The organism is Elusimicrobiota bacterium, assembly GCA_016722575.1.
GTDB lineage: Bacteria > Elusimicrobiota > Elusimicrobia > FEN-1173 > FEN-1173 > JADKIY01.
The window spans coordinates 1-17,940 of sequence record JADKIY010000007.1 but is presented as its reverse complement, the minus strand read 5'-3'; the positions used below and the strand labels follow the sequence as shown (position 1 = coordinate 17,940).

The 17,940-nt window shown below is 58.6% G+C and carries 14 protein-coding genes, 1 tRNA gene and 2 pseudogenes; 7 read left to right on the top strand and 10 right to left on the bottom strand.

Annotation, left to right across the window (positions count from 1 at the left end):
• Positions 1-2 precede the first annotated feature (2 nt).
• Positions 3-2,732, bottom strand: a complete 2,730-nt coding sequence (locus tag IPP68_11990; protein ID MBL0351071.1) for a phosphoenolpyruvate carboxylase — start codon at positions 2,730-2,732, stop codon at positions 3-5.
• A gap of 97 nt (positions 2,733-2,829) precedes the next feature.
• On the opposite strand from IPP68_11990, the gene rpsP reads away from it, so the two are divergent.
• From rpsP to IPP68_11960, 6 genes are all read left to right on the top strand, one after another.
• The gene (gene rpsP, locus IPP68_11985) at positions 2,830-3,111 is read left to right on the top strand and encodes a 30S ribosomal protein S16 (GenBank protein ID MBL0351070.1); all 282 of its coding nucleotides are present in this window, start codon (positions 2,830-2,832) and stop codon (positions 3,109-3,111) included.
• Between the two features lie 13 nt (positions 3,112-3,124).
• Positions 3,125-3,361, top strand: a complete 237-nt coding sequence (locus IPP68_11980; GenBank protein ID MBL0351069.1) for a KH domain-containing protein — start codon at positions 3,125-3,127, stop codon at positions 3,359-3,361.
• A gap of 28 nt (positions 3,362-3,389) precedes the next feature.
• Positions 3,390-4,088: a tRNA (guanosine(37)-N1)-methyltransferase TrmD gene (gene trmD / locus IPP68_11975; GenBank protein ID MBL0351068.1), complete on the top strand. Its 699-nt coding sequence runs from the start codon at positions 3,390-3,392 to the stop codon at positions 4,086-4,088.
• 7 nt (positions 4,089-4,095) lie between these two features.
• Complete coding sequence (rplS, locus tag IPP68_11970) at positions 4,096-4,512, top strand: 50S ribosomal protein L19 (protein MBL0351067.1); 417 nt, start codon at positions 4,096-4,098, stop codon at positions 4,510-4,512.
• 9 nt (positions 4,513-4,521) lie between these two features.
• Positions 4,522-5,175 (top strand): ribonuclease HII, encoded by a 654-nt coding sequence (locus IPP68_11965; protein MBL0351066.1) that lies wholly within the window; start codon positions 4,522-4,524, stop codon positions 5,173-5,175.
• Between the two features lie 127 nt (positions 5,176-5,302).
• Complete coding sequence (locus IPP68_11960) at positions 5,303-5,659, top strand: YraN family protein (protein MBL0351065.1); 357 nt, start codon at positions 5,303-5,305, stop codon at positions 5,657-5,659.
• Between the two features lie 61 nt (positions 5,660-5,720).
• On the opposite strand, the gene IPP68_11955 is transcribed toward IPP68_11960, so the two are convergent.
• The 3 genes from IPP68_11955 to dinB all read right to left on the bottom strand — a co-directional run bounded on the left by IPP68_11955 (position 5,721) and on the right by dinB (position 8,203).
• Positions 5,721-6,230, bottom strand: coding sequence for a type II secretion system protein (locus IPP68_11955; protein ID MBL0351064.1), 510 nt, complete (start codon positions 6,228-6,230; stop codon positions 5,721-5,723).
• A 187-nt stretch (positions 6,231-6,417) separates the two neighbouring features.
• Positions 6,418-6,897, bottom strand: coding sequence for a hypothetical protein (locus IPP68_11950; GenBank protein MBL0351063.1), 480 nt, complete (start codon positions 6,895-6,897; stop codon positions 6,418-6,420).
• A 91-nt stretch (positions 6,898-6,988) separates the two neighbouring features.
• On the bottom strand, positions 6,989-8,203 hold the full coding sequence (gene dinB / locus IPP68_11945) for a DNA polymerase IV (GenBank protein MBL0351062.1): 1,215 nt from the start codon (positions 8,201-8,203) through the stop codon (positions 6,989-6,991).
• A gap of 297 nt (positions 8,204-8,500) precedes the next feature.
• Here dinB and IPP68_11940 point away from each other — a divergent pair.
• A tRNA-Ser gene (locus IPP68_11940) sits at positions 8,501-8,590 on the top strand.
• Here IPP68_11940 and IPP68_11935 read toward each other — a convergent pair.
• The 6 genes and pseudogenes from IPP68_11935 to IPP68_11910 form a co-directional block, all read right to left on the bottom strand.
• Positions 8,569-9,360: a recombinase zinc beta ribbon domain-containing protein gene (locus tag IPP68_11935; protein MBL0351061.1), complete on the bottom strand. Its 792-nt coding sequence runs from the start codon at positions 9,358-9,360 to the stop codon at positions 8,569-8,571. The two genes, IPP68_11940 and IPP68_11935, sit on opposite strands and share 22 nt — an antisense overlap.
• Positions 9,357-10,169 (bottom strand): recombinase family protein, encoded by an 813-nt coding sequence (locus tag IPP68_11930; protein MBL0351060.1) that lies wholly within the window; start codon positions 10,167-10,169, stop codon positions 9,357-9,359. The genes IPP68_11935 and IPP68_11930 overlap by 4 nt, the downstream gene beginning before the upstream one ends.
• 1,721 nt (positions 10,170-11,890) lie before the next feature.
• Positions 11,891-15,074: pseudogene (locus tag IPP68_11925) on the bottom strand (type I restriction endonuclease subunit R).
• A 322-nt stretch (positions 15,075-15,396) separates the two neighbouring features.
• Positions 15,397-15,894 carry a hypothetical protein gene (locus tag IPP68_11920; GenBank protein ID MBL0351059.1) on the bottom strand — a complete coding sequence of 166 codons (498 nt, stop codon included), beginning with the start codon at positions 15,892-15,894 and terminating at the stop codon, positions 15,397-15,399.
• A gap of 199 nt (positions 15,895-16,093) precedes the next feature.
• Positions 16,094-16,675, bottom strand: coding sequence for a HipA domain-containing protein (locus IPP68_11915; protein ID MBL0351058.1), 582 nt, complete (start codon positions 16,673-16,675; stop codon positions 16,094-16,096).
• A 198-nt stretch (positions 16,676-16,873) separates the two neighbouring features.
• Positions 16,874-17,579, bottom strand: a pseudogene (locus IPP68_11910) (abortive infection family protein).
• Between the last annotated feature and the right edge of the window lie 361 nt (positions 17,580-17,940).

Here is a 17,940-nt window from a genome sequence, read left to right as displayed (position 1 = left end):
AATCACCCCGTGCTTTTCATGCCCGCCGCGATCCCGTTGAGGGTGACCAGCAGCACGCCGAGCGCCTTCTCCCGCTCCGCGGGCGACCGACGAGGGTCCCGCCACAAACGCAAGAAACGCGTCTGCAGAGCGCTCAGGGAGTCCACGTAGGGATTTCGCAGGGCGATGGATTCCCGAAGGACCGGCGACCGCTCCAGCGGCGAGGCGTGCCCGGTGATCGACCGAAGGGCGCTGACGGTTCGTCGGTGCTCCTCTCGGATTCGTTCAAAGATCGAGGATCGAAGACCACGGTCCTTGACCAGCGCCGCGTAGCCCTCGGCGATGGTTAAGTCGGCCTTGGCCAAGGACAGCTCGAGGTTGTCGAGCAAGGCCGCGAAAAAAGGCCACCGGGCGTACATGTCGGCGAGCACCCCCCGCCCAAAGGCCCCCTTTTCCTCTAAAAAATTTCCCAGGGCGCTCCCGGCGCCGAACCACGCCGGAAGAAGATTTCGGGATTGGGTCCAGGAAAAAACCCAGGGGATGGCGCGCATGTCGGCGAGCGACGGGGCCGCGGCAACCCGCGGCGATCCTTCCTTGGTTTTTCCGCTTCGAAACACCGGCCGGCTGGCGATTTCCACCCGCGCGATCAAATCGATGGGCGTCGCCTGCGCGAAGTAATCGGCGAAGCCCGGGGTCTCGTACACCAACGCCCGGTAGTGGCGGCGGGAGGCCTCGGCGATTTCGCCCAGGACCCCTTCGTAGACCGACCGTCGCGCGGTCGAGAGGGCGGCCCCCGGCGGCATCAGCTCCGCGGTCAGCACCGCGCTCGCCATTTGCTCGAAATTCCGCCGGGCCACCGCCGGGCGGCCGTATTTGTAGGCGATCACCTCGCCCTGCTCGGTGATTCGAAGCCGCCCCCCGGGAACCGAGCGCGGCGCGGCCAAAATGGCCCGGTGCGCCGGACCCCCGCCCCGGTCGATGGTCCCGCCTTTCCCGTGAAAGAACCGCAGGCGGACGCCGGCTTTTTCCGCGGCCCGGCCCAGGGCGTCCTGGGCGCGATACAAATGATAATTGGCGGCCAAATACCCCGCGTCTTTGTTGGAATCGGAATACCCGAGCATGATTTCCTGGGCCCCGCCCCGGGAGTCCAGGATTTGCCGATACAAGGGGTGACGCCACAAAGCCGCCATCAGCGCGGGGGCCCGGGACAAGTCCTCCACCGTCTCGAACAACGGGACGATGTCCACCGTCGAACGCCAACGGTTTCCCTCCCGGCGGACGAGCCCCGCGCGCCGGGCCAAAAAGAGCGCCGCCCACAGGTCGTCGGCGGAGCCCGTCATGGACAAAATGTAGTGGTCGGCGGCCCGCGTTCCATGGATTTTTTGCAATTCCGCCAGGGTTTCCATCTCCCGGAGGGCCAACCCGTCGCCCGCGATCCGGGGCACCGCCCGCGGGGCGCCCGCCGCCACCCGGGCGGGCCATTCGGCGGTCGTCGGCCGCCCGCCGGCCAGGGCTTCGGCCGCGGCCCGCACCCGACCGCTGTGCTGGCGAAAATCCAGCCGGGCCAGGTGAAAACCGAACAGCCGGACCTGGCGCTCCAGGGTCCGGAGCGCGCCGTGGGCCGTGCGGGCGCCCCCGTTTTTTTCCAAGCTCCGTCGAAGGAGAACCAAGTCGTCGACCAACCCCGCGGGGCCCGGGTAGCCGCCTTTGTCCCCGGATTGGGCCCGGACCAGACGGGCCTCCACGGCCCAAAGCTTGGCGCGGTAGTATTCCCCCCGTTCCCAATGACGGAGGCGGTCCTCCAGCTCCGGGAGGGCCCGCCGGTCTTTGTTCAAGGATTTCACCACCGCCGGGTCCACCCGGGCGGCCGAGGCGGAGGAGGTCAGCAGGGATTGAAGGTCCCGCACCGCCGTCCGGTAAAACGCCAGGGCGGTTCGCCGTTGTTCGGCCAAGGCCCATCGGGACACGTCGGGGGTGACGGAGGGGTTGCCGTCCCGGTCCCCCCCCACCCAGGTTCCAAAAGTCAAAAGCCGGGGAGAGGGCGCCGCGCCGGGGGCGAGGCAGGCCGCGGCCTCCGTCCAAGCGTCCCAAAAATCCGCCGCCGCCCGGGGCACCGTGCCGATCAGGAAAAAAAGGACGTTCCGCACTTCGTCCTCCACCGTCACGCGCCGCTGGCGCACCGGTTGGGTTTGCCAAAGGGCTTCCAGGGACTCCAGCAGGGCGTTTTCGGACCGACGCCGCTCCGACGGCGACCGGTCGGCCCGCCGGTGCTCCTCCCACAATTCGGCCACGCGGAGCAGGTGGCGAAGGACCACCCGGCGCTTGGCTTCGGTGGGGTGGGCGGTAAACACGGGCTCCAGGCGAAGGTCGGCCACGGCCCGGGCGACGCGCGCCCGGGACACGCCCGCCCGCCGAAAACTTTCGAGGGCTTTTTCGATGGACAAAGGGGGGGCCCCGGAATCCCGCTCCCGGGCGCGCAGGCGTTCCAACCGGTGGTGCTCCTCGGCCAGATTGACCAGCTGAAAATAGAGCGTGAAGGCCCGGGCCATGCTTTGGGCCTCCCGGGCGGACAAGCGTTCAACGAAAACCCGTAGGGCCGCCCGGGGCGAGGCGCCGGGACGCGTCCGGGTGGCCTTGGCCAATTGGCGAAGTCGCTCCAATTTGGTAAAAAAGGCTTCCCCCTCCTGTTCCCGGATGATACGGCCCAACCAGGTGGTCAGGGTTCGAACGTCGTCTCTCAGCGTGGCGTCCATGGCGCGCCATTTTATGAATTTCGGGGGATTTTCGCTTGACAGGGGGTCTCCCCCTGAGGTAAAATAACCCGAATTTAATCGAGAGGATCCCACACACATGGTTCGCCTTCGTCTTCAAAAAGTCGGGCGCCCGAAAACGCCCCATTTCCGCATTGTCGCCATCGACAGCCGCAAGGCCCGCGATGCCGCCGGATTGGAAGTCCTCGGCCATTATCACCCCAAGGACAAAGCCAACCGGATCACCGTCAACGTCGAGCGCCTCAAATACTGGCTTTCCCAAGGCGCCCAGGCGTCCGACACCCTCCGCACGGCCCTCAAAAACGCCGGTTCCCTGGTCCCGTCCGAATCGGCGCCCCGGGCCACCGCGGCCGCCAACTAAGCTCTTTTTTCCCATGCCGTCCGCCCTCGACTGGGTTCTGTCCGTCGCGAAAAATCTGGTCCAACGGCCGGACGACGTTCACGCCCGCTGGGCGGAAGCCGAACGGACCGTCGAGTTGAGCGTGGCCCCCGAGGACCGGGGCAAAATCATCGGCCGACGCGGCAAAACCATCGACTCGCTCCGCATCGTGGCCAACGCGGCCTTCGGCGCGGACGACGCGCGCATCGACATCAAGCTTTTGGAAGAGTAAGGCCGGGCGACCGGCGGACGCGTGGACCGTGCGCGTTGACGTTTTGACACTGTTCCCCCGGATGTTCGAGGGGGCGTTCGGCGAAAGCCTGCTGGGCAAGGCCCGGATTAAGGGCCTGGCCGACCTTCGGGTCCACGACATTCGCGAATTCGCCGACAACAAGCACCGCACCGTGGACGACCGGCCCTACGGCGGCGGACCCGGGATGGTGATTCAGGCCGAGCCGCTCCACCGGGCCTTGAAATCCATCGGGGCCACGGGAAAAGGCCGGACCAAACCTTTTGTGATTTACTTGTCGCCCCAGGGACGCCCCTTCACCCAAGCCCTGGCCGACCGGCTGGCGAAAAAGAAACGCCTCGCGTTGATTTGCGGGCATTACGAAGGCGTGGACGAACGAATTTTTGAGTGGATCGACCTCGAAGTGTCTCTCGGGGATGTCGTCTTGACCGGCGGGGAAATTCCCGCCATGGCGGTTGTGGACGCGGTCGTGCGGAAGATTCCGGGCACGGTGAAGGAAGCCGACAGTTTGGCCTGGGATTCCTTCGCCGACGGTTGGCGGGGACGGTTGGACTGCCCCCACTACACCCGGCCCGCCGATTGGCGCGGACGGAAAGTGCCCCCCGTTCTTTTGGGCGGGGACCACAAAGCCATCGCCGCCTGGCGCGAAGCCGCCTCGGCGGCGGCCACCAAAAAGAAGCGGCCGGATTTATTGAAAATTAAAAAGTGAGATTGCCATGAACCCCATTCTCGAAAAAGTTGAAAGCGCCTTTTTGAAAAAGAACCCGCCCGCCTTCCGCGTGGGCGACGTCGTTCGCGTCGACATCAAGATCGTCGAAGGAGAGAGCGAGCGTATTCAGGCCTTCGAAGGCGTCGTGATCCGCAAACGCGGCCACGGCATCGCCTCGACCTTCACCGTGCGCAAAATGTCCTTCGGCGTGGGCGTCGAGCGGACTCTTCCGCTCCACAGCCCCCGCATCGAAAGCCTCAAGGTGCTTCGCTCGGGCAAAGTGCGCCGCGCCAAACTTTATTACCTCCGGGACCTCACGGGCAAAGCCGCCCGCATCGAGGAAGAAATCGCGTCCCCCGTCGCCAAAGCGGCGGAAGGCAAGAACGCCGGACCCGCCCCGCTGGAGCCCGCCGCTACGCGCTAACATCGTTTCGTGTCAAAACCCCTTTTCGCGTTCGATTCCGGTTGGCGCGAAAAGGGGTTTTTTATTTTGGCGGGGGTGGACGAAGCCGGGCGCGGCCCCTGGGCCGGCCCGGTGGTGGCCGCCGCCGTGGTCCTCAAGCCCGAAACCGATTGGACCGGATTGAACGACAGCAAGAAAATGACGCCCGCCGCCCGGGACCGGTTCTACGATCTCATTCGGTCCGAAGCCCTGTTTCACGCGGTGGCTTTCGCCTCGGCGGAAATCATCGACGCGAAAAACATCTTGAAAGCCTCCCTGGGCGCCATGGCCGAAGCGGTGGAGAAGCTGGGCGCCGCGCCGTCCCTCATCCTCGTGGACGGCAATCAAACCATTCCCCAACTTCCCGCCCGACTTCAAAAAACCGTCGTGGGGGGCGACGGGTTAAGCGCCTCCATTGCGGCGGCCAGCGTACTGGCCAAAGTGACGCGGGACCGCTGGATGGCCGACGCCCACCGCCAATACCCCGCCTACGGGTTCGACCGCCACAAAGGCTACGGCACCCCGGATCACGCCGAGGCTCTTCGACGGCACGGCCCCTGCGCCCTGCATCGGAAAAGTTTCGCCCCCGTCCGGGCCACCCTGTCCCCCCAATTCCCCCTGCCCCCGACGTGTTCGCCCAACTGACGCGGAGGGACCGCCTGGATAAAAAGAGCCTCCCGTATTCGCACGGGTCAAAGCCCGGTGCGAATGGGGGCCGAGCTTGGACCGGCGAGGCCATCCCTTGACGCGCTGGTTTCGCCGCGCCCCGACAATATCGCCCGGCGCGCGGGCCGAGCAAACCGCCCGCCGCCATTTGGAGAAAAAGGGGTTTCGATTCCTCGCGGCCAACCACCGCACGCGATTCGGCGAAGTGGATTTGGTGATGGAAGAGGGGGCGACGGTGGTGTTTGTCGAGGTGAAAGCTCGGTCCGGGACGGATTTCGGCCGGCCGGAGGAGTTCGTGACCCGCGCCAAGCAGGCCCGGGTGGCCAAAGCGGCCCTGGATTTCGTCAAGGTGCGGGGTTTGGCGGACCGTCCCTTGCGTTTCGACGTGGTCGGCCTATCGGGCGAGGAAATCGCCCATCTGCCCAACGCCTTCGTTCCCGACGCGGGGCGCTACCTCTTCTGACGCCGGTCCGACCCGCCTCGGGCCGGACCATCGGAAAATCCATTCCCCCGATCGGTCTTTTTTACCACGTGCTCCAGGTCCGTCCCGACAAATCCGTGTGGGTGCAATAAAAACCCACCCGGGCCAGGGGGACCGGCCCGCAGCCGATGGGGCCCGTGGCGTAATAGTCGTACTGGGGCAACCAAAGGTCCGGCGTGATGGGATCGAGAACCGGGGTGGGCCCGAAGTTTCCGAAGCCGATGATGGCGGTCCCGGGAAGAGTGAGGGAAGGCGAGTGGATGTAGCCGGGGGAACGAAAATGGATTTTATCCAAGTCCACGTATTTCCCCTGGAGTTCCAGTGTGCCGTTTCCCCAGCAGGTGGGGCCCATGGCGTAGCGCGGATAAATGCCGTCGTTGTCCACGTAATAAATTTCCAGCGCGCTTCGGACCGTCCCCATGTTGCCTCGGTTGCTGGCTTCCCGGGATTTTTCGATCAGATTGGCGAATTGGGGGAGGGCGATGGCCGCCAGCAAGGCGATGATGGCCACCACCAGCATCAATTCGATCAGGGTGAATCCATTTTTTTTCATGACCCCCACCCGGCACTTCGGATCCGGCACGATGGGGTCGAGAACCGGGCGGGCCCAAAGCTTTCGAAGCCGATGGTGGCGCCCCCGGGCCGAGTGAGGGAAGGCGTGTGGATGTAGCCGGGGGAACGAAAATGGATTTTATCCAAGTCCACGTATTTCCCCTGGAGTTCCGGCGGGCCATTTCCGCTCAATATTCCGACCAAAGAACTCCCCGGGCGTCCGTATGGGTGCAAAGGACCGTAAAAGCCGCATCCACATTGAAAGTCCTTGTCGGGTCCTGTAATGCGACAAATTGGTAGTTGCCCCATGGCGCTGGCCAGAAGGGGTGGAGTTCCGTCACGTGGGCTTGAACCAAAGCATCCTCCATTGTCGACGGCTGAAAAAGCGCGACCATTGCACAACAAGGAAAGGGCCCATCGCCGAGCCCACGCGACCATCCGTCATGGTGGGTAAGATTGATGGAAGGCCATTTATCTAAATATTTTGGCGCCAATTCCCCATAGGTCCAAGGATACCTCCCATCGTTGTCCAATATGTAAATCCGAAGCGAGGCACGAAGAGTTCCGAGCCCTCCCCTCGCGGCCGCGTCGCGGGCCTTTTGGATAAGGCCGGCGAATTTGGGCAGGGCGATGGCCGTGAGGAGGCCGATGATGGCCACCACGAGCATCAGTTCAATTAACGTGAAACCTTTGGACGTTCGTCGGCGCAAGAGACCCCCCCCTTGTGTATACCCCTCCTTTTTTATTTTTCAATGGCCGTCAATCCGCCGCGCGAAGGGCTGGGGGAACCGGCGGGGCCAAGACGCCGTGCTTTTTGGCCAGAGCGGACCGGGCCCGGCCCACGGTGCCTTTGCCGTAGCGGGCGTTCAATCGGTCCAGGGTTTCCGCCAGCTTCCGGGGGCGATCCGACTCCGTAAAGAGGGAAGCTTGGCCCGTGTGGGGTTCCAGGCGCGCGAGGCACACCCCGACCAGTCGGATGGGTTTTTCAAGGCGTTCCTTTTCCGCCAACAGCCCCGCGGCGGCGGCGAAAATGGCCTCGTCGGTCATAATCGCCTCCCCCAGAGCCCGGTGGTGGGTGCGGGTTTTAAAATCCGCGTCCCGCACCGTGAGCGCCACTTCCCGCCCGGCCAACCCGTAGCGCCGGGCCCGGGCGCCGACTTTCTCCGACAAAAACATCAAGTAGCCCTTCAACACGTCCGGGTCCCGGGTGTTGGAGGGGAAGGTCGTGGCGTGACCGACGGATTTGACCGTGTCCACCGCGTCCACCCGGGCCACGGGCGCGTCGTCCCGTCCTTGCCCCATGCGTTTCAGCCAATGGCCCCAGGCGCCGAAACGCGTGTAGAGGGTTTCGAAATCCATGGCCGCCAACTGCCCGCAGGTTCGAACGCCCATCGCCTCCAAGTTTTTCTTCATCCGGGGCCCGATGCCGCAAAGGGATTCGACCGGAAGAGCGGCCAAAAGACTCTCCACCTCCGTCGGACGAATCCGCGTCAGCCCCCGGGGTTTTTTCATGTCCGAGGCCAATTTGGCCAATAACTTGTTGGGCGCGATCCCGATCGAACAGGGGAGGGACAGCTCGTCCAAGACCAAACGTTGGACCGCCGCCGCCGTCTCGAGGGCCTGGTCCCAATCCGGCGCGCGCCGGGCTTCCGTGACGTCCATAAACGCCTCGTCGCAGGAGGTCATTTCCACTTTTTCCGTAAAGCGTTCCAGGAGAGGAAAAAGCATTTTGGAAGCCTCAACGTATTTTCGGAAATCCCCCGCCACCGGAACCAGCGTCGGGCACAGGGCCTGGGCTTGATGAAGGAGCATCCCCGTTTTGATCCCGTAGGGCCGGGCTTCGTAGGACGCCGTGAGGATAATTCCCCGACGGCCGAGGCCCCCCACGACGACCACAGGCTTCCCCCGCAAAGCGGGGTTCTCCCGCTGTTCCACCGAGGCGAAAAAGGCGTTCATGTCGAGATGAAGAATCACGCGATCCATCGAATTATCCGTTTAAAAAGGTAAAATCTTCCCTTCCGTAGGGTGCGCGTCAAGCGGTTTGCCGCTATCGCACCACTTCATTGATCTTTTTTCCTTTGGCCCCAAGAGCAGAGCCTTGGGACCATCGGCGGGCCCAGAGGGCCCGCATTCCCGATGGAAGGGTGCGCGGTGGCCTTCGGCGGTCTTTCGGACCGCCGACTTACAGCGGGGGCCTCCGCTCCACGTAGCGCCGGGCGCGTTGAGCGGCTCGCCGCTATCGCACCACTTCATTGATCTTTTTTTCCTTTTGGAAGGGTGCGAGAGCGGCTGAATCGGCACGACTGGAAATCGTGTAGGGTCGCAAGATCCTCGAGGGTTCAAATCCCTCCCCTTCCGCCATTTGTGAAATCACAAACTGTGGCAAAAGAGCCCAACGGATTCCCTCCGCTGGGCTTTTTTGTTTTGATCGAATTCTGTCCCAAACCGTCCGAGCCGGGTCGTCCCACTCCCAAATTCCCAACCAAAGGGGTGGAATTGGTCTGATCGAACGCGCTCCGCGCGACGGGGTGGGAGTCGCTCCGAAATTCGCTAACGTCGTCGGAAGAAACACCGCCATTTGCGCCCATTGGGGACGTGTCCCGTCCGCTTTTGCCACCTGGGAAGGAACCGAAGGCGTAGTCCACGCGGACGCTCCTTTTGGAATAGTGAATCCGCCGAATCCCCCGCCGCACCGCATACACTTTTTCAATCCCGGTTTTGCGCGCACATGTTTTTATATATGCCGTAAGGTCTTTTTGAAGGTTTTGGGGCGTCAAACGTTGTAAATCTTGTAACGGTTCAAATCCCTCTCCAGACTCTCCACGGGTTTGATTTTTCAGCGAAAACACGAGATTTTTCAGGTTTTCCCCATCAACCGAAAGGCGGATCAGGTTTTTATAGACCATGTCGTGCAAACGATCCGCACCGATCTGTTTGGTGCGGCAAGCGTCTTTGCCTTTGTGCCCCACGCTGCCGCACCGGTAGTAAAAATATTTCTTCTTCCCCCCTTTGTTCTGTTTGTTGGTGAACGCGACGCTCATGGCGCTTCCACACTCCTGGCAGCGGACAATCCCGGCGAAGGGCAAGTGGTTATCGGGATTGGCCGTCTGACGAGGGGATTCGGCCATCAAGCGTTGGACATCGTTAAACAGCTCCGGGCTAACGATGGGCTCATGTTGACCGGGATAAGTGGTCCCCGGTGGACAATCTTGCCCGTGTAAACCTGGTTCCTTAACAGGTTCCAAATGGCCGAATCGCAAAAAGGTTTCCCTTTTCGGGAAAGGATTCCTTTTCCCCGAAGGGTTTTGAGAATGGCGCGGATCGAGCGAGTCTTGAGATAAGTTTCAAAAATCAGCCCCACGTGCGCGTCGCGCGGAGAATCAAAAACCAGGACACCCTTCTCATTCTTCACATAACCAAAGGGCGGCGAACCAACCCCATGGAGACCGCGCTTAACCCGCTGGATCAACTTGTCACGAACGCGCTCGGAAATCAGCTCGCGTTCGAACTGAGCAAAGGTCAGCATGATATTGCGCAAAAGTCGGCCCGACGGCGTCGACGTGTCAAAGCGTTCCGTGACGGAAATAAAGGATGCCCCGTGGGCTTCAAAAAGTTCAATGAGGTCGTAGAAATCTTTGGGCGAGCGGGTCAGGCGGTCGATTTTATAGGAGATCACCATTTTGATGAGCCCAACCCGAATGTCGTCGACCATTTGCCGAAGCCCAGGACGCTCCGTGTTTGCTCCGCTGTAGCCGGGATCGGAATAAACTTTAACCACTTCGAAACCGGCTTGGCTGGCGATGAAAGAACGGATGCGGTCCTCCTGGGCTTCGCAGGAGTTAAACACAACTTCCGCCTGTAAATCCGTCGAAACGCGGGTGTAGATAGCGCACTTGGTGACGGAGGAAATGACAGAAGGTTCCGGGGCAATACTATACATATGAACACCTCCTATTTTGTTGCATTGTAGGAAATTTCGGGCCGATATTTTTCCCCAGTTTGATTTTCATGGCTTGCCCCGGCGGGGCGAGTCGGAGTGGGGAACCATTGGACCCTTGCCCCGTGGGGGCGAGGGTGACGGGAGTGGGCCACCTCCCTGGGGTTGCGCGCGGTGTTGGGATAGAAAAAGTGTATGCGGTGCGGCGGGGGATTCGGCGGATTCACTATTCCAAAAGGAGCGTCCGCGTGGACTACGCCTTCGGTTCCTTCTCGGGCGGCAAAAGCGGACGGACCCCGGGCGCAAATGGCGGTGTTTCTTCCGACGACGTTAGCGACATTCGGAGCGACTCCCGCCCCGTCGCGCGGAGCGCGTTCGATCAGACGAATTCCACCGCTTTGGTTGGAAATTTGGGAGTGGGACGACCCGGCTCGGACGGTTTGGGACAGAATTCGGTCAAAACAAAAAAGCCCAGCGGAGGGGATCCGTTGGGCTCTTTTGCCACAGTTTGTGATTTCAGCAAATGGCGGAAAAACCGACACGGGTCCAACCATTGTTCCACTGACGTTCCCCAATATTGCGCACGAATACTGGGAAAACTACCGCCTGACCGGGGACTATTACCTGCCGGAACCCAAGGGGAGGGATTGAACCCTCGGTGTGATTGCGACCACGATTGCGGCCCCGCTGGCCTTGGGGGCCACCCCAAGGCTTGGCCCTGGCGCGGCGCAGGAAGCCGCGCCCTACCTTGCGGGCAGGACCCGGATTGTGGGGCCTTGTCTGCCGATTCAGCCAACACATCGTCGGCCGAAGGGCCCTCCTTTTCTCCCCGCTCCGTTTCTTTTCCGTCATTCGACCATTCCCTTTGACCGTCGACCGCTATCGCGGGCGGAACTCTCCCCGCGCGGCGCAACGCTGGGACAACGGCGTGCGGTGATGGCGCGTCGCTCTGTCATCGCCGCGCTGTCCCATTAAAACCCGAGCCTGGAAACCCGTAAGCCTGGGGCTGGAAAAGAAAGAAGTCTCCGCTCCGGTTGATTCGACCTCCCTGGAAAACCCCTGCGCCGGGCACTTCGGTTAATCGTTCCACCCCGGGGCGCTCGCCGCGCGTCGGCAGGAGAACCCCCGCCGCCGCCCGGCTCGCTTGGTCACCCGAGGGATAGGACGGTCGCCGCTCCGCCTGATTCGACACCCCCCCCCAAACCGGGTCGCTCCGCCGCGTCGGCCTAGAACGCCGCCGCCCCTGCGCTCCGTTTCACCCGCCCCCGCTGGGCGGCCTGCTCCGTTAGCTGGAGAAGGCCAAGCCCTGAAGGTCTTGCCCTCGCCCTCCCGGTCCAGGCGCGCGCGGTTTTGAATTTCTTGGCGGAACCGGGCCGACACGTGGAACGTGGCGGTCGGGTCCGCCGGTTTTGCGTTTCGACAATGTTCGTCAAGCCGTATGCCGTTTTAAACACAGATTTTGAGGACTCCTTCTCATTACGTAGTGCATATAGCACCACGTATAAATATAAAAAAATCCACTACGTTTTCCTTGCCTCTTTTTCAATCAGCCAGCGCACAAAATTGGAAATGCTGCGCCGGTCATTTTTGGCAAGATCCCGTAAGGTCTTGACTTCCTCTTCCGTCATGCGGATTTGTACCGCTTTTACCCGGGGGTTCCGGCTTGTTCGGCCCATCTGGATGTAGTGTGGCATCTTGCATTACACACAGTCAAGTCGAAGGGGTTAAGCAGCAACGGTATAGATGCTTGTTCCCTGCTGCGGGTAGCTTTCACAGATATGTTCGAAAACGATGGCGCACTTCTTACGATAAAGATCAGGAGGGTATGCGCGTGGCAAACCAGAATCCAAAGCGCTCTCAATAGCTACTTTTATTTTTGATCGAGCGCTGGGTTTTTGACGCCAATCCAGGACGAGAAGCCGCTTGAGGGACTCCAACAGGGCCCGCGTGACTTTCTTTAATTCGGCCCGCTCGGCGGTGCTAAGCGTGGGAGCAGGGCGGGTAAGAATGTCAAAAATTGCAAGTTCTTCCTCACTAAGATTTTCCCTAACGTGACGTTCTTCTTCCTCAGTCAGACTATTGCTTAATTTAAATAACTCCTCAAAAAGCTGTTCAATGTTTCGACTTCCGGAATTGTAGCTCTCAATCAGTTCTTCAAACTTTTCGGTAAAATTTGCCCGAGTTCGATTCAAGCGTATCAGCTTCTCCATTTGGGCACGGATTAGCGCCTTCAGAACTTCCAGGTCCGTGTTCTTGTGTTTTGACCGATTAAATCGTTGGGCAAGCGCCTTGAAATTTATCTTAGAAAGGTCCAGCGGTGGGGACCCTTGCTCCCGGATTGTCATCCCGGTGATGGAATCGTCCAAAAGCATGCTGATCTTTTCCATGACGCTGGAAATATCCGGTGGGTTGGGGTTCAGCTTGGCACGCATCGCCCCCGCCAAAGCAGTAAGGCAAGCCACCTGTGCAGAGAACTCCAGAGCAGCCGGGTCCGGTTTAACCGCATGGTAAAGCGTGCCGACAAGCCTTTCATGGGCAAAGAAATCTCGACGCAATGATTCCGGTGAGATCAATGCATTCACAGCGTCTTCGACGGCTTGCAGACGGTCCAAACCGCCGGCGGTTAACTTTCCAATATCGTTCAGCGAGACGCGCTTGGCGGCACAAAACTCGGCCGCTTCCCGAACGGCCTGGCGCAAGGTGTTAACCAAGGCCTTCATCTCTTTTACTGGGCTTTTGCCATCCTTCCCGGCACCGTATATGGCCAAGGCTCTTTCGAGAGAAGCAAAAACGTTAGCGTAGTCCACGATGACTCCGCTGTGTTTGCCGGGGAAGACCCGGTTGGCTCGGGCAATAGTTTGCATTAGCGTGTGGTTGCGCATAGGTTTATCGAGGTAAACGGTTGAACAACTCGGAGCATCAAAACCGGTCAACCACATGGCGCAAACGAACACCAGGCGAAGGGGGTCCGTCGTATCTTTGAAACGCTCATCCAACGGTGGTTCCGACTCGTTCATGCGTTTGCGGTGGGACTCGATGTTGAGGCCCAAAGAGCGCATTTGGGCAATTTCGTTCTGGCCGGGGGAAACGATCAGCGCCATGTCGGTGGTGGAAAGTATTTCTAAGCGACGTTTAAGGGCAGCCTCTTGTTTTTGTGCGTCCATCGCCGCTCTCTCGTCCTTCGGGAGATACCCGAGCCGGCTCAACTCTTTTTCAACCCGCGCTTTTTCCGCGTCCCAATGTTTGCGAACCTTGTCGTGCATGCGCAGGGCGGTGGCTTTATCGATCGACACCACCATCGCTTTGCCAATGAACCCACGCCCAAGGAAGTGGCGCACGATATCTTTCGCCACCGTTTCCAGGCGATCGTCCCGCGTGAGGATTTGGTACTGGCGGCTTAGCTCGTGCTCAAGCTTACCTTCCTGATCCGGATCGAGCTCCGCCTGTTCGACCAGTTTGTAAACATCTTCGTTTAGGTCCGGATTAACGAGTTGAAGTTCCGGCGTGCGGTTGTCGTAGAAGAGCGGGACCGTCGCCTCGTCCTCGGCCGACTGTTGGAAATCGTAAATCGACACATAATCGCCGAAGACGTCTTTGGTGCGCTCCTCCCCGGCGATGAGCGGGGTGCCAGTGAAGGCCAGAAAAAGAGCCTTGGGCAGGGCCGCCCTCATGTTCAGCGCCAGGGTGTCGTATTGGCTACGGTGGGCCTCGTCCGTCAGGACGATCACGTCCGGCCGGTCGCAAAGCACCTCCGGCGTTTGGAACTTGTGAATGAGGGTAAAAACGTAGCGATGGTTCCCGCGTAAAAGCTCTCGTAAATGTCCCCCGCTTGAGGCATGGCACTTCTTGCCTTCGTCCTCGCTAACAGCCCCGGCTGATTTAAAGGTTTTGGCGATCTGATCATCCAGCTCAACCCGATCGGTGACCACCACAAAGGACCAATTCCCCGGAAACTTGCGCATGACCTTTTGGGAGAAAAATACCATGGAAAAGCTTTTGCCACTTCCCTGGGTTTGCCAAAAGACGCCCCCACGCCCGTGCCCCTGCTTGCGGGCTTCCAGCATGGCGGCGATGGCGTTGTTGACACCAAGATATTGGTGATTTTGCCCAAGAACCTTGACCAGCCCCGTCTTATGCTCTGAAAAAGAGTGAAGTTCTCCACCAAATCCAGAAGCCGGGCTTTATCGCAAGTCCCCGAAGCATGACCTCCAAAGATACCCGGCGTGTTTCCCCCTCCCGCTCAACCCGTTTCCACTCGAAAAAACGATCCCAATCCGCCGTCAACGAACCCACGCGGCTATCGGTGCCGTTGGAAGCGATCATCAGAGCGTTGTACCAGAAGAGAGCCGGAACCTGCTGCTTGTAGTGGGTGAGGTTTTCATCAAAGGCCGCCCGGGCGGGAACACCGGGGTTTTTTAGCTCTATGACAACGAACGGAAGACCGTTAACGAAACCGATCAAATCCGGTCGGCAGGTATAGAGCGGGCCGGTGACGCTGAATTGGCTAACCAAAAGGAAATCGTTGTTTTCAGGTTGAGCCCAATCCACGATGCGAACCCTCTCTTCCTTCTGACCACCTTGCTCAACGTCGTGAATTGAAACAGGAACACCGTCTTTGAGAAGCTGATAAACCTCATGATTGGCAGACACAAGGTTCATGGCGGACCTATCGCGGGTGATCTGATCGATCGCGGAGGCAATAGCTTCCGAGGGCAAACTGGGGTTGAGAGAAATGAGCGCCGGGCGTAAGCGGGCCAACAAAACCACCTCACCCTTGGTTTCTCGTTTGAGAATGCCTTCGGGGCCATACGATTCATCAGTGGCCGAAATTGTCCTCCAACCCAACGAGCTGAAAAGTCCTACGGCAGGCTGTTCAACAATCTGGTCTTCCGAAAAGGGTTGGGGCATACGTTAAGGAATTAAAAAAACCGTGAGGCGTGTTCCCTCACGGTTTTTTGTACAGCGTGAGCAACAGACTATTAAGCATTCACCAATGGCTGGAAGTCATCCGAACTCATGGGCTCGTGTTCATGCAAAAACCCAGTCAACTCTACCAGTACCCGCTGTTTCGAAGGCGCTGGAACGGGATTAACTCTCACGACCTTTGCCTTATAGTTGGGAGCATCCTGCATTGCCATAAGCAGGTCTTTAACTAAATACCGCGGGGCCCAGCCGACCATGTGGTAATCTGTTGTATGCAATTGGACCGCCAAGCCAGTCGCAGGATTTGTTAATTCCAGTGTGACATAAAGCTCTTCGTTGGGGACAAGGCTTTCGAGGCGATTTCGGGCCGAATCATTGATGTGACGGCCACCATGTAGAAAAAGCGACACCGAAACGAGTCGTCGGGAGCTTTTTCGAGCCGTGGGAAAACTTCAAAACTGTCCGTTGCCCGATACCCCCCGCCCACGGCAAGAATTTCCAAAGGATCCGGTGAAGTGCCCGCTAAGTCAAGGTGGGTTAAGTATTCCTTGAAATCTGGACGTGTCGGCGCAATGATTCGATTTTGGAAAAGTGGGAAGAGCTCCCCCGATTTATATACCTGGTCAAATTTCGGGAAATCATCCAACGCTTTAAATCCCACTTCGCTTTGAGCAATCTGCGCGCCTTTCGTGTAGGAAAATTTATATTGGGACGGGTGGGGAAAGACATCCAACTTCCCGATCGGGAACCACCGGCGAGTGCGCGAGCTGTCCTGCCATGCGAGGAACAGTGTTTTAGCTTTCATGGGATCAAGCTCCTGACTTCACCTAGATTATAGCATGTGAGTTCCTTGGCAAACGTACGAGCCAAAAGCGACATCCAATCTTCTGGAATTCTTTCGACGATACGTTCGATAACGGCGATATCAAGGGCGCTTGCCTTGTTCAAGGCACCTTCAAAAAGATCCGGTTCTCTTACAACTGCGCCGCAATACCTCCAGGGACTCAAACCGACGTTTGTGTCCTGCCAAAAATGCCGCTGGCCATCTCCGAATAGTCGGCAATCTTTTTTTCCTTTAGTAAATTTTTGCGGCACCGCAGTCTTTTCCCTTCATCCCTCAGTTCCCTTCCCAAAGAAGATGCGTGATCAAAAGATGGCGCCAAATAACCCTCCCATCGGGTCGCCGATGTTATTTTTCTCAAAATTCCCCAATTCTCATGATGACGATCATTATTTCCGATCAAAGCATCCAGAACGATGTAATCGGCAAAGCGCTCCTTCATCCTTCGGGCGAATTCGGGAGGAACGAAGATGTTTTCCAAAACCAGAAAAATGTTATCCAACGTGTGGCTAGATTGTTGGAACCGTTTCTCTACTTCGTAATTTTGAAGATGCCCCGCCAAAAGTTGGTTCCCATGAATAAGACTCCGCCCATCTCGAGCGAAGCTTGCCGTGGCTGATCCTTTTTCGTTTTGAAAGATTGCTAACTCCACTTTGGCATGCCAAATGCCGATCATCTCAGCAATTTCCGCCGCGACCTTCTCCGCCCAATGCTGCCCCGTATCCCTCTGAGGATACTTGAACAACCAATCTGTGCCCCGTCACTCTCCCGATACCAAAACTTCTCCTTGGTTCCCAAGGCTTCCTGTTCTAAAACCCACGCGGGATCAATAGAAATGATCGGGAAATCATCTTTTGCCGAAGTCATTGAAGCCCTTTCCCCCGCAACAACATCGGGAGAAGCAGGACACGCGTTCGATGAGAAGTTGGGGCTTGTCTTGTCACTATTTTTTCCGCGCCTCCCAGGTTTGAAGAAGAAACGCGGCCATTGCCCCGGAGAGGTTGACCGCCAACTCCGCGTGACGCGGAGCGACTTTTGCCCTGCCAGCGCCCTTTCCATGTGCATCGCTGTGCCGGTTTCGCAAAGCCCCCAAGCCTTCAACGACGCTCTGGCAACCGCCGAGGATTTGCTTAAACAACTGTTCGGTGTGCTGGCTTGGAGATAGATTGAGTTGTTTTGCCGTTAACGCATAGAGTTTGGGCAATTCCGTGTTGCTTTCGTTGGGGACACCCGCGGCGTCGAGAATATATTTACATACAGATTCCACCAACGTGCGTGCTGCTGTAATTGCCCCCTCCGCATCAGCGGACCTCCGCTCCAATGCCTTTTGCCATATTTCCCAAACATAACTTGATCCGTTCAATTGGATGGAGTTCGTTATAGATGAATCAGACGGTGGCCCATTTTTTTGCTCTAACATCGAAAGCAATGGATCAAACTCATTACGGAGAAACTCTCTCCGTTCCGCATACGAACTATATTTGCCTTTTATAAAACTCCAAAACTCGGAAAGGCTACGACAAACATGGATAAATCGAGGTAAAAGCTTGCCGACTCGAGGAATGGCACTCAGTTCGGAAGGTCGACGGCGGATAGTCAACCCCACTATCACCGCCACCCGTGTCAACAGAGACGAGCAAACCTTCGATGAATCAATTTTATGAACAGCTCATCATCCACGAGCGTATTTGTCCTGATATGGAACCTACCTGAAAGTAGACGCGGAAGAGGTAGATCGCGCGTTCGGCGGAGGTTTTGGATTTGGTGGGTTAGGGTGCCGATCTCATCGTGAAGCGGAACCAAATGCTTTTGGGCGCAAGTAATGAACGGCTGCGGTGGGCACAAAATCACTATGTTTTGCATATCATCTTTAGTGACCGCCGCGAAGATTGCACCATTCCCCATCATATCGTCCTCGGTGAAACGGGCACACAACTGCTCCCATAGAAACGCCTGGTGGCCATCCTTGTGGCGGATGGCGGATAGGCCACGACCGATGATGATTTTTTT

Bases quoted from the DNA above. Each gene is read 5' to 3' on its own strand.
- IPP68_11955 (MBL0351064.1), bottom strand. From the start codon at position 6,230: ATGAAAAAAAATGGATTCACCCTGATCGAATTGATGCTGGTGGTGGCC.
- IPP68_11980 (MBL0351069.1), top strand. From the start codon at position 3,125: ATGCCGTCCGCCCTCGACTGGGTTCTGTCCGTCGCGAAAAATCTGGTC.
- IPP68_11920 (MBL0351059.1), bottom strand. From the start codon at position 15,894: ATGAAAGCTAAAACACTGTTCCTCGCATGGCAGGACAGCTCGCGCACT.
- IPP68_11950 (MBL0351063.1), bottom strand. From the start codon at position 6,897: ATGCTCGTGGTGGCCATCATCGGCCTCCTCACGGCCATCGCCCTGCCC.
- IPP68_11990 (MBL0351071.1), bottom strand. From the start codon at position 2,732: ATGGACGCCACGCTGAGAGACGACGTTCGAACCCTGACCACCTGGTTG.
- IPP68_11930 (MBL0351060.1), bottom strand. From the start codon at position 10,169: ATGTATAGTATTGCCCCGGAACCTTCTGTCATTTCCTCCGTCACCAAG.
- rpsP (MBL0351070.1), top strand. From the start codon at position 2,830: ATGGTTCGCCTTCGTCTTCAAAAAGTCGGGCGCCCGAAAACGCCCCAT.
- rplS (MBL0351067.1), top strand. From the start codon at position 4,096: ATGAACCCCATTCTCGAAAAAGTTGAAAGCGCCTTTTTGAAAAAGAAC.